Here is a 13,941-nt window from a genome sequence, read left to right as displayed (position 1 = left end):
ACTGGGGACTGAATTCTTCCCAATACCCAATCCCCAATCCTAATTCCGGGATTTAGTAATAGATTTTTCCGCCTCCCCACTTAGTGCCAACGATTTTGGGTTGTATGAGAATATGACCGGCGATCGCCTCCAAGTCATCATCAGTCAGATTTCGCATTGCTGTGAAAATATCTGCACTTTTGATACTGGGGTGGATTTCGGAAATCTCTTCTTCCCCGTCGTAAGTGGTGGGATTTTTCAGGTAATCCACCAAGCCTTCAACGTTATTACGGTTGGGTGTTGCCAGTGCGAGATCCTCTGGAGCGAGGCCCACATTTTGGTTTGTTTTGGTAACTCCCCCAGCATGACATTGGGCGCAAGCGTAATTAAATAAACGTTTGCCTTCTTTGACTTGTTTAAGGCTAAGTACGGTAACTTCACCTTCAGTATTTAATGGCACTGTTCGGGTAGCTTTGTCTAGTTCCACTGCTGTCGCGCTACCGACAAGCAACTGAAACGAGAGTAAAACAGTGACCACAACAACGCCAATTAGTCTTCTAAACATGTTTCCCCTTAAAAATTTTTACGCTCAACACAGCTAATAAAGCGATTCTCAATCTCCAAGCTGCTAATTACTAATGACTCATTGTTTTTTGTCATTAGCTATCAATGATTAGCTAAAGCCCAAGATCACCCTTCAGGTGTCCTCGTCATCACCCAATAAGTCGCTAGTACCTTTTGGGTGTGTTTCAAACGATATTTGGGAAATAATTGCCTTTGCATCTTCTAACGCCAAACGGGTCTTTTGGTGTTTGTAGGCGATTCCCAGTTGGTTGCACAGAGAAAACACTTTTTCTACAGGTATGCTGTAGTCAGCTGCTATCTCTGCGATCGATAGGTCTGCAAAACCCATAATGCTTGTTAACTGATAGATAGAGATTGAGTCGCTGTAATACCAATATCACGTTAGGAGTGCAATTTGTTGCCCAAAATACTGTTTGGGGAATGGGGAATGGGGAATGGGGCATTGGGAATGGGGTTTAACCTTTTCTTCCGGTAAAAATGACGCTTTGAATAAAGTAACGATTAAAAAAGACGTAAATACCTAAAGCTGGCAGGGTAAAAACCATAGAAGCTGCCATAATGTAGTTCCAATAGCTGATGTATTGACCTTTGAAGGTGTTCAGCGCCAAAGGGAGGGTAAACATTTCTGGGTCAAATAGGATAACTATAGGCAGTAAAAAATTATTCCAACTTCCCATGAACACAAAAACAGTCTGTGCTGCTAGCACCGATTTTGCCAAAGGCAAGACAATATATCGGAAAATTCCAAAGGTATTTAAGCCATCTAGTTGAGCGGCTTCTTCTAGTTCTTTAAGAAAATTAACAAAAAATTGCCGCATCTTGAAGATGAAAGTGGCATTGACCATGCTAAGAACAATCATGCCTTGGTAAGAATTTAGCCAGCCGATCGCTTTCAAAATCAAAAATGTCGGATACTGCCAATAAGGTAGCGTTATTTGGCCCGCCAGTACCGCCAGAAAAGATGTAAGACTGGTCAAAAAGTTGAAAAGTCCCAATCACCCCCACTGTTACCACAAAGAAGGTTACAGGCTTAAGGAGTCCCCAAAACTAGTATGGTGGGCATCATCAACATATACCCAGCCAAGTCTTCTGTGATGTTCCACCTGGGGTTACTCCGTCGCCTGTTGATTTCAAATATTACTGAACCTCCGTTTAATCCTGCACTAACCCGGCTGTAGGGATGGGTTGTGTATGATTATTTATCGTACTCCTGTCAAAAAAGATTTAACTTGATTAAATAAGTTTGAAAGCGTAGACCTAAAATGGCTATTTACGAGATATCGGTTGTATGAGTTAGCTGCTTATGTAATTTAGGGAACTATATATTTAGCTTCCTTGGGGATGCTAGTTAAGCCTATTCAAGCAAGAGGACACAAAATGTCGTATACAGCCTACTTACGTTCGATTAAAAGTAAACTTCAGAGAACTGGTAAAACTCAAAAAAGCCTACGGGTTAAAACTATCATAGAACAGTTTGGCTACCAGAGGAGAAGTCAATCATTCATAGATGATTTTAATGCTGCTCTTGATGAATTGGGACTTTGTGCAAATCCTCCTTTGGATTTGCATATTCCCTTAGATACAAAGATAGCTATTTCTATTAAAGGTATAGCTCCAACTAATCAAGTAACTGAATCTGAATCAATTTCAGTCAAACGACAAGAGGCGATTTCAGTCAAACATGATTTTTTCTACTACTTGTTTGATTTTGGCTCCGAACAAGAATATGAACGATTCCAAGCATGTTTGGATTCCCACCAGCCAGTAGGGATTTTTTTGATTCCACAAGTAGAAGATTTCTTCTCTGATATTGTTGTCAAAATCTTTAATTATGAATTAATTAGAAAATCTCAATATGGTGGTTATAATACTATACCTAAAACTGCCACTAGGAAAATTCCTACAAGTATTGTCTCAGAAGATAAAGATTGTGAAGATGAGCAAGAAAATCCTCTCTCTGATGCTAGTATTTTTCAGTTTTATCGCTCAACTATGACCAGTATTATACTTGGCAACACTGGTTTAGAGTTGCTTGATTCTGAAAAATTCGATCGGCAGTTTGAACAGATATCTCTATATGCCAATAAATATAATTCTGAACAGTTTTTTATTTTATTTCATTGCCCATCGGTATTAGAAATCCAAGCTCATCAGCAAGAAGATGCTTTAGGATACTTGGTAGATAGAGTTGCTAGCAAAATTCCTTTTACTTTTACTCTCAGGTGTAAATATCCAAATGAAGTCTCTATTGAACATAAAGAGGAAGTATATGCCCATTTCCGTCTACTGTTGGAACTTCCACATTATGAAATCCAGGAAGATGATGTATCTTTGCGAGACTATTTTCTAGATTTACAAAAAGCTCAGATACAGGCAGAATCACAGTTATTGCTGAAGATAAAACCAGAACATTTTTACAGTCTGAAGTGGCAACAGGAAAGTAAAGAATATATCTATCTCAAGTATTTTGCTATTAAAACCTTAGAAAGTCTAGGATATGAATTGTCTAATATCGGCTGTGAAGTTGAGTTGACTTCCAGGGATGAGGAAACAACAGATGAAGATACATCAGAAGAGGATGAAGAGTACCAAAGCGAAATCATAGAAGTCTATGTAAAAAATCAGGTAGCGGTTGAAATAGAAACTCTTAAATATCAAGAATTTCAGGACAATAATCTCTTTTTATATCCCCTGAAAAGAGTTTTGAGAAAATCAAAAGTATGGCCAAATAAACTAGAAAGTCTTTGGCTGGTAATTCCCGGTTTTGAGATTGCACGCAACTATTACCAACTAAAAAAAGCTAAGGAAATATTAGAATATAAGTTGTCTGGATATTATGGCGATCGCTTCCAGGTTGTAATCATGGCTCCTGATTATGAAAAACACCAATTAGTCCCAGTATCATTTGATTCAATCGACTATCCATCTTTTGCGTATAGGGCTAAAAAACCTAGTTTAGTACAAGCATATCCAGTTACTAACCGCGTCAAAGAATTTAAGCTTGACTTTAGCCAAGTAAAAGGTTTAAACGAAGAAAAAGAAAAACTGACTAGACTCCTGAAGCTTCAATCTAAGGGACACAAGGGTTCAATTGGGGGAATTCTTTTCTATGGATTACCGGGATGCGGTAAAACCCTACTAGCAAATGCCTTTGCTAATGAGTCTGGGAGATATTTCTTTAAGTTCTCTCCTGCTGATATTATCAGTGTTTGGATAGGTCAAAGTCAAAAAAATATTCGAGATATCTTTGCTCAAGCTAAGAAAAAAGCTCCTTCAGTTTTATTCATTGATGAGTTAGACAGTATTGGGTTTAATCGTAATGAAGACAACGCACATACAGACCAAAAAGCAACTATTAACCAATTACTTATAGAACTAAACAATCTTCAAAATAGTGATGTAATTGTCATTGCTGCTACTAATTATTTGAGTGGGATTGATAGTGCTTTAAAACGTTCTGGTAGATTTGATTGGAAGATTCCTGTTTTCCCACCTGCTCAAGTAGAAAGAATAGATTTATTCAAACACTATCTGTCAAAAATTGATATAAATCAGCTAGTTAACTTTGAAATCCTGGCAGAAAAAAGTGTAAGATTTACTTCATCAGATATTGAGTTGGTTTGTCGGGAAGTTAGAAATGCTATTCTTCTCGAAGAAATAAGTTCGGCTTTAACAACTTCAGATGTCATTACTTATATCAATAATCTGCAAGATGGCGGTTTAAGTCTTAACGAGGAACAAGTCAAAGAATTTATGGAAGAGTGTAAGAGAATGAGTGTAAAGAATCCTAAGTTAGAAACTCTGAAATTAGAATGGGCTTTGTATTAGCAATAGCTCAATAAAAATGGCGTAGGCGTAGCCCGTCGTAGACATCGCTACTTTTGGCAGTGTTGGAAAATAACTCTAGGAATATGCGATATTTTAATCCTCGAAAACTGCTGCTAACAAGCCTAGGAGTAGTAGCGATCGCCATAGGTGTCAACTTAAGTCAATTTAAGCCTTGGCTCATGGGATTCGCGGCTACACAGGCTTTCGTCCGCCTTGGATGTTTAAATAAGTCGAGAAGCGAGTATTGTTCATCAATAAAACCCATTTTTTCGCACACGTCACTTTGCTTGGCAGGGTAGTATTCTTAATCATCAGTCTCAGGTACTACTTCTTCTACTGTCGCTTCATTCTCTGAAATATCAATAGCTTGTAGAACCTGTTTAACTATTTTTGGGTGCAATACTTTTCCTGAATGAAAAGGAATTACTACTCTCACTTCTTCTCGAAAATAAATCCTGTGACTTCCTTTACTTCTAATTTGAATAAAGCCTGCATTTAATAATAGTTTTTCAGCTTCTGTTGCAGTCAAACGTGGCAACTTAGGCAACTTTTACCTCCAAGGTTATGGTGAATATCTCCTTGTTATGAAGCGCCTGTTTTTCTGAATTTGACAAGGTTTCTATATAAAGCTCAACTGCTTCTTTAATATTTGCCTGTACTTCTTCTAGGGAATCACCTTGAGATTGACAACCAGGTAATTCAGGGCAGTAAGCATAATATCCATATTCATCTTTTTCAATAACAATGCTAACTTTATACGACATATCAAAGTTACCTTTGCTCATTCAATAAATATTATCACCTCTCATCCCCCTCTCGTTAGGAAGCGCGACAACGAGAAACCGAGGGTTGTAGATAGCACAGCAGTCAGGAACCACTCAACAAAATGCCACTCGCGGTGAAATTATTTATACACCCAGTGGTGATGTACCACTCCATAGTACCTTTTCGGCTTAATTAACCTCAAATAAAGCACGAGCTAATCCTGATTGGCGAATAATAGAGCGTAAAGTACCAATCCGTAATTCTTCGTAATTAGGGATAGGAACAGTAATTCACTAGGCAGGAAGCCAGGTGTGTAACCAACTATCTCGGCGCTTGGCAAAGTCGTAAAGCAAATCTTGCCGTTTCTCGCGCAAGCAGGAGAGGGCTTCATGTTGGGGCATTGCAGTGCTGGCTAGACCTTTGAGAATCGCCATTTGGCGTTGCCAAGTGGCTGGATCTTCGACGGGTTCCATAAAGCGGGCGGGTACTTGTTGCCCAGCTAAAAGTGTGTCATAAGAGTGATCGTCAGAGAAAAAGTCTGGAGGATGTAGTGGATAAAACAGGGAATTTCGGTAAGAGAGGGGGGCCCGCTCACTAAATAACGCTAATCGCTCTATTGCGCCAGAGATATCTGTATCCCTATTGGCTGCTTGCCAAAAGGGAGTAGATAGACGGTGATTGAACTTGTAATGAATTCCGAGAAACCAGCGCAGGGCATCCCAACGATCGCTCATCTTGCGGTTAAGTACGGATTTGATCCCCTCATCTCGCTTTGATGCGGGAAAGTTGGTAAGTAAAAGTTCTAATTCCAAAACGATGGTGTGGATGGCTGTGGATTCTAACGGTTCAACAAAAGCATAGGAATTACCGATCGCCACAACGTTGCCTTTCCAAAAATCCTCATGTCGCCCGGAACGAAACTTCACCACCCAAGGATCGCCCATCCCCGGATTTTTAGCACGCATTTCCTCTAAAGCTTGGTCATCACTACAAAATGCTGAAGAAAATACGTAACCTCGATGATCGGCATCCTCAAAGGGAATATTCCAACACCAGCCATTATTCATGGTTTCGGCTAGGGTGTAAGGTTTAACTGTACCATTATGGGGGACGGTAGCAGCGATCGCTCGATCGGTGCTGAGGGTATCTTGGTAACTCACGAATTTTGAGCCAAGTTTCTGCTCTAGCAACAACGAGCGGAAACCCGAACAATCAATATATAAATCGTAAGTTAGTTGCCGCCCATCCTCGGTAATTAAATGGGTAATGGTTTCACCATCGGCAGATATCTGGGCATCAGAAATTTTTACATCGATATGTTCTATGCCGGCAGCGATCGCTTCTTCTCGGAGGTAACGAACAAACCGCCGATTATCGAGGTGATACGCCCAGCGAATCTGGTGAAGTAGAGACAAGGGAGTACCATCGCCGCGATCGAAAATGGGAGCGCGATCGGCACTCATCAGCATTGCCCCCAATGACTGATTGTTCAGCGTTGAATCATAAAGGAGAGATTCTAGCAAGCGTCCGCGCTGAAATGGAAATGTAAATTCATAATCATCGGGTAGTCCCCACTGAAACTTTATCCCCAACTTCCACGTCGGACGAACTCTCTCATAGAAATCAACGATATCTAGCCCTAAAAAGCGGGGACTATGGAGAAACTTAACGAGTTCTGGAGTAGTCGCCTCGCCCACACCAATCACCGGTATGGCACTCGATTCTAGCAAAGTCACCTTGATGTCTGGTCTGAAAGCACGAAAGGCTAAAGCCGCGAGATAACCAGCTGTGCCGCCCCCCAAAATGCCCACAGTTTGGTAAGCATCAGATGCTGGGGGGATTGCTGCCTTGGGTGAGTTTGGCCAGATCCGCCCAATTTCTTCAGCAGCAGCAGCGATCGCACTTCGTTCAATAACTCCCAACGGTTCATCTAGTCGGGGGGTACACTCTTGGCACTCACTACTAGGGAGAAGCCGCTTAATGGTGCGTAGGCATAGCCCGCCGTAGGCATCGCCCTCCTCTGTAATTTTCAAAACGCTGGTTGCCCGAATTGGTGTTAAGGTCGGGCCCAGAAGGGAAATAGCTTCTTCAAGACAAGCCTGGGCTACAGAGGATAAAATTCCGCTATCCGCCTTGGCAACGATTGGGGTTGAAAGTTGCGGCCAAATATCTTCAAATACAGGTGGCAACCCTTCTAAAGTGATGATTCGACAGCCAAAACAAGCGGTTGCACCTCGAATAACTGTTGGGCCGATGAGTGCTGTTTCCTGGGAAGCCGTGACAAATAAACATGGAGTGCCACTGGCTAGGGCCGACTTGTTGACATCCAACAGTGCCTGAAATGGTATACCTTCCAAAGCACAAATAACAAAGTCAAATTCTTTAAAGAGTTGAGATAAGCCAGAAATACTAACAGAGTCTAGACTATCTTGGTATACTGTCGGCGCTAGCGATGACAGATATTTTGAAGTGCCGTTGACGAGTATCCGTTCTTGCCCAAGGGCGCGAAACTCAGGCGTTTGACAGGATGCAAAATTCTTCAGGTAAAAAGCGCGACGATTATCAAAACCTGCGGCAGCAAAGGTTTTAGCGAGAGTATTAAGTAATTGGTGATTGCCTAGTAAAGCGATCGCCTTTTGACCTAACTGCTTAGAGACTATGGGCAACTCCCAGCGATGATTTTGGGGTGAGGCTTCAGTTACTACCTCTTCAATAATATCCAGCTTACTTAAAGCCAAGACGATCTCGTTTAAGTAATTGCGATCGCCAGAATCTGCAAGTTCAGCATAAATTCTTTCAAGCGGACGAACTCCATCAATCAGCGCCAACAGTTTGCGGATAATGTTGGGCTGAATGCCTTCGAGGACGAACGCTTCGCCGCCCACCCAACTACAAACCTCATCGGCTTCACTGAGGATTAAATGGGCATTAGGATTAATTCGAGGCACCTGGGGAATGGGATCTATGAAGTCAGCCATTGACATTTTCTTTCTTTAACAACCTGAATCGCCTCCTGAATTGGTAAGGCGTTAGCACAATTCTTGATGAAATGGTTTTTGACTTGTCGCCAATTATCTAAATCCAAGGTATCATTGTCGCTTTGATACTTTGTGGGAACCTGTTGACCCATAAGTAGATTCAGATAGCCGTTATATCCAAAAACACTATTTTTTCGGAGTAGAATTTGACCAATTGGCGATGGGCCATTGTTTTGGAAAAAGTCTACTACTGTTTCGGCATCACCAATATCAGTTTTATGCCAGCAGTGCCGCCAGAATTTTGATTCTACTCGGCGATTGAATTTAAAGTGAATCGATAAAAAGTCACGAATATCATCCCACTTTTGGGCGATCGCTCGATTCGCTAGATTCGCTAGATTAATTAATCCTGGGCTTGGTTGCTGGTCTGAATCAATCAACACATCACACACACATTTAATGGTTTCGCCAATCATGTGTAATCCTGTTGATTCTAGCGGTTCGACAAAACCCGATGCGTTGCCAACGGCGACCACATTTTTCACCCAAAATCGTTGATGTCGCCCTGATTTGAACCTAATAAGATTATGCTCATCGCCCATCAAGGGATTCTGACATTTCATCTCTTGTAGAGCATCATCATCACTGATAAAACCAGATGAATATACATAGCCACGGTTAACTTTATCCTGCAAATCAATTTGCCAACACCACCCACTCTGCATAGTTTGAGCGGTTGTAAAGGGCTGGATTGCATCATCTCGCATCCATCTGCCTGTGACAGCAGAATCGCAAAATAAGCTGCTAGAAAAACTGCAAAAGGGTTCTTGCAGAGTTTCTCCTAGCAAGGTGGAGCGAAAACCAGAACAATCAACAAATAGATCGCCAGCCAATGTTGTTTCATCAGTAAATTTCAGTTGGCGAACGTAGCCATTTTCTGCAACTTCAATATTTACAACAGCTTTATCAATAATCTTGATGTCAAGTTCTGCCGCTCTTCTTTCTAAGTAAGCAACGAAACTTGTATTTTCAATATGGTATCCAAAGCGTTCATCAACAACAAAATCGCCATTCTCTCTTTGGAAGCAAGGCGACTTATTCTGCTCCATCAACAGTGAATAAATACTGGATTCTGTAGTTGAATCAAGACAATAGTAGGCAGTACTTTTACTCAGAACACTGAGTTTATCTGCCAGATGAGTCACGAAAGGATAGTTGAAGTGAGACTGAGTAGAATCTCCCCAAATAAACTTAATTCCTAGTTTCCAAATAGGTTGTGTTTCTTCATAAAATTGCTCTCGATTTAATTCTAGGTACTTATGTAGAAACCAAGGTATCCAGGCGGTAGTCGCTTCACCCACTCCAATAACGGGAATGTTCGTGGAATGCACTACAACCACGTTCAACCAGGGCATTTTCACCTTCAACGCTAAGGCAGAGAGAAAACCAGCACTACCTCCACCTCCACCCAAAACTACGACATTATGTATTGTTTTTTCCACATGAATGAAACTGTCTATCAGTATTGTTCTGTACTCTAGTATGCAAGCTTCATGGAATTTGGGAATTATTTGCTACCAATCTTAGCAATCGATCCTTTGCTTCTTAACTTCCTTAAAGATTTTCCCCTTCTACTGTTCAAATCGGCTAGGATTTTCTGACAGTACCAACAACGGAAACAATTCTCATGCGTGTCACTATCTGTGGTCATGCTGCTTTATACATTGAAACTATCGATCAACGCATCCTGCTCGATCCATGCTTCTCGGATACACTTGTCGGCGGTACACTTACTTACCATCCCGGTCGGGTATTTGAATTAGACAAACTACCAAACCTGACAGCTTTGGTGGTGACTCATGGACATTTCGATCACTTTCATTTAGAAACCCTTAAGAAGCTGCCGCGCCAACTGCCTGTAATTACTGCGGATGAACCGGCATTGGTCGAACAACTGCAAAAGATCGGATTCTCAAAAATCATAATCTGTCAGCCTTGGCAAGCGATCGCCCTCGGAGAAACTCACTTGCTCCCGACTCCTTCAGACCATGAAGAACCAGAGTTTGGGCTGTTAGTGCGAGATGCAACTGGCACATTCTGGCACATGGCAGATGCAGAAGTGACGGCGGAAATTGGAGAAAAAATTACCCAAGAGTACGGCGCTATTGATTTAATTTCAACCAAGTATCAGCCAGTAGTACGTGCCAGTATGGGCTATTTGCACGGCATGGGAGCAACATTCGATCGCCAAGGGGTAGTTAGCTGGCTGGAAGCGGCGTGTGCTTGCAACCCGGCTTTGGTGTTCCCTTACGCTTCCGGTTTGTGCTTTAGTGGTCGGCACGCCTGGTTTAACCGCTATGCGTTTCCCTTAAGTTCAGAGGAAACGGTTCGCTTGTTGCAACGTCGGCTTGGTTCCCCAGAGCGAGCGAAAACGGTGCGTCCTGGTGATGTGATTGAACTTCAAGCTGGACAACCTCCACAACGACACGAACAGTTAGCTGATTTCGTTAGAGAAAAGCCATCTCCTGGGTTGCGCTGGGAACCAATTGATATCAGCACCCTCACAGGATTGTCTACATCTGAAGAACGGCGTACCTTCCAACAAAAGCTAGATGTATTCCTGGCAGGGACGTTGGTTTCGTGGCTCAAACATCAGGTCAAACAGACTCACAGCAGTTGGACTAATTTCCCTGCCGAGGAGGTTGTTTGGCAGTTGGTGGTTCATGCTGGAGATGGAGAACGGCTAAACTATGCCATTGATTTTCGTTCAGAGGATTTTTCTGTCTTCCCAGGCGAGCATCCAGAAGCAAACTTCTTTACCCACATTGCCGGACAAGCTCTTGACGATGTGATGACGGGCAAAATGCCGGGGCTAATTTTTTGGCTGGCGGGTGAGGCTCGTAGTTATGAAAAGGTCATTTCTGTACGCAATGGTCGTTTTGAGTGTCCAAAGTGGCCAAAGACACCCGAAGATTTCCCCTCAGACCCACTGACTTACTATCTTCGTCATTTTGGGACTAGCGAAACTTCTCTCGTTCCGGCTGATGCTGAGTCTGAGAAAGCACCATCACCAGAAAGTGCCAATGATATTCAGATTCTCACCCGTTTAGGGGAGAACGAAGAAGTGATGAACAAAAAAGTTCTACTGGCTTATTTGGCAGTTCAAGAAGCAGAGCGCTTGGGGCTGAAGATTTCTGAGATGGAAATTCAAACAATGTCCGATTCCTTTCGAGAGCAGTTTGATTTACTCGATAGCCAAGATACAGAGCAATGGTTAAAGGAAGCAGGTTTGAGTCTTGAGGGATACTCAGCCGTGATGCGAGATTTCACCGCAGTCTTGAAACTGGAGCAACATTACACTAGGGTGATTGAGCCACTGCTCACCAATCATCGCCGCGTAGCTACAGCTAGATATGCCCGCCCACGACGGGATACCAACGATTGATGAATCATCCCAGAAAGCAATTTGAGCTTGCCCCTGTTGGTATCTTGCGGGCTGCTGCTTGGCCAATTGAGAGTATTCAGAGTTTTGGAAATCAGGAACTTGCCAGCCTAGCGTTGGCAGCCAGCCGGACAAAGGATGCTCATACCTGGAAGGAATATACAACAGCTTATCAGCAGGTGCATGAAGACGAGCGCGATCGCCTTTGGCAGATGACCGCAGCAGATTCATGGTTTATGAAAGCGTTGCTGTTGTCTAATCCGTCACTCGTCACGGAGGTACAGCGGGGGCTGCCACAAAGACAGGGAAAACGCACTAAAAAAATTCGGCATCTGGAGACGGCACTGTATCGTTATCTAGCGCGGGCTGCGGGACGGACAACACCTTATGGCTTATGGGCTGGTGTGAGTTTAGTCGAGTTTGCCAAGACAGTGCGGCACGATTCGGCTGCGGCTGAGTATTCATTTACACCCGATCTGCGTCCTTTTCAAACGATATTGCGATCGCTAGCTCAACGTTCAATTTATCGTGAAAATACAACTTGGCGATTAAATCCCACCTTGAGACGACAAGCAGATGGTTCCTGGCTCTTTTGGGGTCGCACTCCACAGGGGTTAGTCGAGCAGCGTGAGATTGAATTCCAAGAAGTTGTGGACATTTTATTGGCAGAACTGACCAAACTGGATCTGGGGACATTAGACGAACTAGCCAAAACAGTAGCAGCCTCACCTCGCTGGAACCATGCAGCAGGAATACAGGATATTTTGAATATCTTCATTGATGGCGGTGTGCTTTTAGGCGGACTCGACCTACCCCATCGCTTTGAAAGTCCTTGGGAAGGCTTAACAGTGGTGGCAGACAAGCTAATTGAGTCAGATCGGTGTCTCTGGAATAGTTCTATCCAAAAACTGCATTGTCTTTGCGATCCTCTCGCGGCAAAACTTGAGGTAATATCTCTGGATGCACTTGCAGATTCTCTGCAACAAGCAAAGACTTGTATTCAAGAACTTGCCCAAGCCTTTGATGTTACCCTCGCCCAGCTATCCGAGCCAGTGTTGCACTGCGATTTGGGGCTACCGTTTCGGATTGCCATTGATGAGGTGCAGCAAAACGTTTTGTTGCAAACACTTGCAGATTATGAGCGCTGCTGGATTAATGATGCAAGTCCAGCCTCGGCAATGCGGATGGCGTTTCGTGAGCGACTGAAACAAGAATTTGCGACGGGTGTTGCACTAGGGGATCTCAAATCCACCCTGATTTCCGAAATGAGAACCGCTCATAGCCATCCTGAAGTTGTCACCCGGTTAGAGGCGTGGGAGCGATCGCTGTCGCAAAATAATGAGGTAGTCGTTCTCGAAACCAGCAGCAATTCGCCAAAGTCGTTGTCTACGGCTCCTTTCGGTTGCTTGTTCGCGGGTCTATTTGAGTCTTTCCAACTGGTAGTTCACGGGATTAGTGACGATCCGGTGCGAATCTTTGCTCGGTTTAAAGACTTATTGAATGAAAATAATTTATTGCATTCTTGGTTTCAAGAAAAGCTTGACTGTTTGGCAAGCCAACATCAAATTCAAATCGCAGAACTAAAAAGTCCCTTTGAGTCAAATCCAAATGTACTGGCTCGTCCCCATTTCAACCTTCTTCCCATTGAGTTATGGGGAGCGAGTCAAGATACTCCATCCCTCGCCGATGCAGAAATCTTTCTAGACCCAAAAACACAACTGCCTTTTTTAAAATTGCGATCGCTCCCCAACCCAGTAGCAGTGTTTTGGTTCTCCTTGGCTGCGGTTAATGCCCGCGACCCTATCTCTGAACAATTACTTTGGACTACCTTTCAAGATAATCCGACGGCGATCTTTCGTGCTGCCACCCTACCGATGCAGATTGAACTGACTGCACCTCGTTTCACTCCTCGCGTTCAACTGCCAAAAGAAGCGACATTACGTCCTCGGAGGACAGTTTTGAGTGGGCAAATCTTAGCAGAACTCGCCACGTTATCTGCAATAGAGTTATTCGCAAGGTGGCAGCAATTAGCTTCTGAACATGGCTGGCCGATGTTGCTCAATCTGCAAATAGAGGGCAAGCATTCACTGATTCTGCATCGAGATAGCCCTTTGTCTCTTGAGTCGTTTTTCAAAAAAGACCTGCAAAAACAAACCCGATGGCTAATTGTAGAAGAGTTAGTCAATCAACCTTGGCTAGTTGACCCAAAAGGACAGCATTACATGGCAGAACTGGCCTTACCCTTTGCCCGCACAGAACATGGGTGGTCGTTGCGTACAGGAAATGGCTTTAGGGACTTCCAAGAAATAAATTACCCAAATGAAACGAACCACAGAGACACAGAGGAATGAGGAGGAGAGAGTT

The 13,941-nt window shown here is 43.2% G+C and carries 9 protein-coding genes and 2 pseudogenes; 3 read left to right on the top strand and 8 right to left on the bottom strand.

Annotation, left to right across the window (positions count from 1 at the left end; translation table 11 throughout):
- Nucleotides 1–52: 52 nt before the first annotated feature.
- The 4 genes and pseudogenes from psbV to CDG79_RS43370 form a co-directional block, all read right to left on the bottom strand.
- Complete coding sequence (gene psbV / locus CDG79_RS03860) at nucleotides 53–544, bottom strand: photosystem II cytochrome c-550 (protein ID WP_094329802.1); 492 nt, start codon at nucleotides 542–544, stop codon at nucleotides 53–55.
- Between the two features lie 132 nt (nucleotides 545–676).
- Nucleotides 677–892 (bottom strand): hypothetical protein, encoded by a 216-nt coding sequence (locus tag CDG79_RS03855; protein WP_094329803.1) that lies wholly within the window; start codon nucleotides 890–892, stop codon nucleotides 677–679.
- 127 nt (nucleotides 893–1,019) lie between these two features.
- A pseudogene (locus CDG79_RS03850) lies at nucleotides 1,020–1,520 on the bottom strand (carbohydrate ABC transporter permease); the annotation flags it as partial.
- A pseudogene (locus tag CDG79_RS43370) lies at nucleotides 1,465–1,602 on the bottom strand (sugar ABC transporter permease); the annotation flags it as partial. The pseudogenes CDG79_RS03850 and CDG79_RS43370, both read right to left, overlap by 56 nt.
- A 339-nt stretch (nucleotides 1,603–1,941) precedes the next feature.
- Between CDG79_RS43370 and CDG79_RS03845 the strand changes: the two are divergent.
- Entirely contained in the window at nucleotides 1,942–4,392 is a 2,451-nt protein-coding gene (locus tag CDG79_RS03845; RefSeq protein WP_094340904.1) for an ATP-binding protein, read from the top strand.
- 304 nt (nucleotides 4,393–4,696) lie between these two features.
- Here the strand turns inward: CDG79_RS03845 and CDG79_RS03840 are convergent, their stop codons facing one another.
- The 4 genes from CDG79_RS03840 to CDG79_RS03825 all read right to left on the bottom strand — a co-directional run bounded on the left by CDG79_RS03840 (nucleotide 4,697) and on the right by CDG79_RS03825 (nucleotide 9,637).
- The gene (locus tag CDG79_RS03840) at nucleotides 4,697–4,939 is read right to left on the bottom strand and encodes a type II toxin-antitoxin system HicA family toxin (protein WP_094329805.1); all 243 of its coding nucleotides are present in this window, start codon (nucleotides 4,937–4,939) and stop codon (nucleotides 4,697–4,699) included.
- Complete coding sequence (locus tag CDG79_RS03835; protein ID WP_094329817.1) at nucleotides 4,932–5,156, bottom strand: type II toxin-antitoxin system HicB family antitoxin; 225 nt, start codon at nucleotides 5,154–5,156, stop codon at nucleotides 4,932–4,934. The genes CDG79_RS03840 and CDG79_RS03835 overlap by 8 nt, the downstream gene beginning before the upstream one ends.
- A 294-nt stretch (nucleotides 5,157–5,450) precedes the next feature.
- Nucleotides 5,451–8,135: a tryptophan 7-halogenase gene (locus CDG79_RS03830; protein ID WP_189524875.1), complete on the bottom strand. Its 2,685-nt coding sequence runs from the start codon at nucleotides 8,133–8,135 to the stop codon at nucleotides 5,451–5,453.
- A complete protein-coding gene (locus CDG79_RS03825; RefSeq protein ID WP_189524874.1) occupies nucleotides 8,120–9,637 on the bottom strand; it encodes a tryptophan 7-halogenase in 1,518 nt (505 codons plus the stop codon). The genes CDG79_RS03830 and CDG79_RS03825 overlap by 16 nt, the downstream gene beginning before the upstream one ends.
- A 185-nt stretch (nucleotides 9,638–9,822) precedes the next feature.
- On the opposite strand from CDG79_RS03825, the gene CDG79_RS03820 reads away from it, so the two are divergent.
- Entirely contained in the window at nucleotides 9,823–11,580 is a 1,758-nt protein-coding gene (locus tag CDG79_RS03820) for an MBL fold metallo-hydrolase (protein ID WP_094340895.1), read from the top strand.
- Nucleotides 11,580–13,928 (top strand): lantibiotic dehydratase, encoded by a 2,349-nt coding sequence (locus CDG79_RS03815; protein ID WP_094340892.1) that lies wholly within the window; start codon nucleotides 11,580–11,582, stop codon nucleotides 13,926–13,928. Before CDG79_RS03820 ends, CDG79_RS03815 begins: the two co-directional genes overlap by 1 nt.
- Nucleotides 13,929–13,941 lie beyond the last annotated feature (13 nt).

It is taken from the genome of Nostoc sp. 'Peltigera membranacea cyanobiont' 232 (assembly GCF_002245985.1).
Classification (GTDB): Bacteria; Cyanobacteriota; Cyanobacteriia; order Cyanobacteriales; family Nostocaceae; genus Nostoc.
Note: the sequence above shows the minus strand (reverse complement) of the source record. Positions and strands in the feature narration are given on the sequence as shown.

Coding starts and splice junctions, on each gene's coding strand:
- psbV (WP_094329802.1), bottom strand. CDS start 544: ATGTTTAGAAGACTAATTGGCGTTGTTGTGGTCACTGTTTTACTCTCG.
- CDG79_RS03855 (WP_094329803.1), bottom strand. CDS start 892: ATGGGTTTTGCAGACCTATCGATCGCAGAGATAGCAGCTGACTACAGC.
- CDG79_RS03845 (WP_094340904.1), top strand. CDS start 1,942: ATGTCGTATACAGCCTACTTACGTTCGATTAAAAGTAAACTTCAGAGA.
- CDG79_RS03835 (WP_094329817.1), bottom strand. CDS start 5,156: ATGTCGTATAAAGTTAGCATTGTTATTGAAAAAGATGAATATGGATAT.
- CDG79_RS03830 (WP_189524875.1), bottom strand. CDS start 8,135: ATGGCTGACTTCATAGATCCCATTCCCCAGGTGCCTCGAATTAATCCT.
- CDG79_RS03820 (WP_094340895.1), top strand. CDS start 9,823: ATGCGTGTCACTATCTGTGGTCATGCTGCTTTATACATTGAAACTATC.
- CDG79_RS03815 (WP_094340892.1), top strand. CDS start 11,580: ATGAATCATCCCAGAAAGCAATTTGAGCTTGCCCCTGTTGGTATCTTG.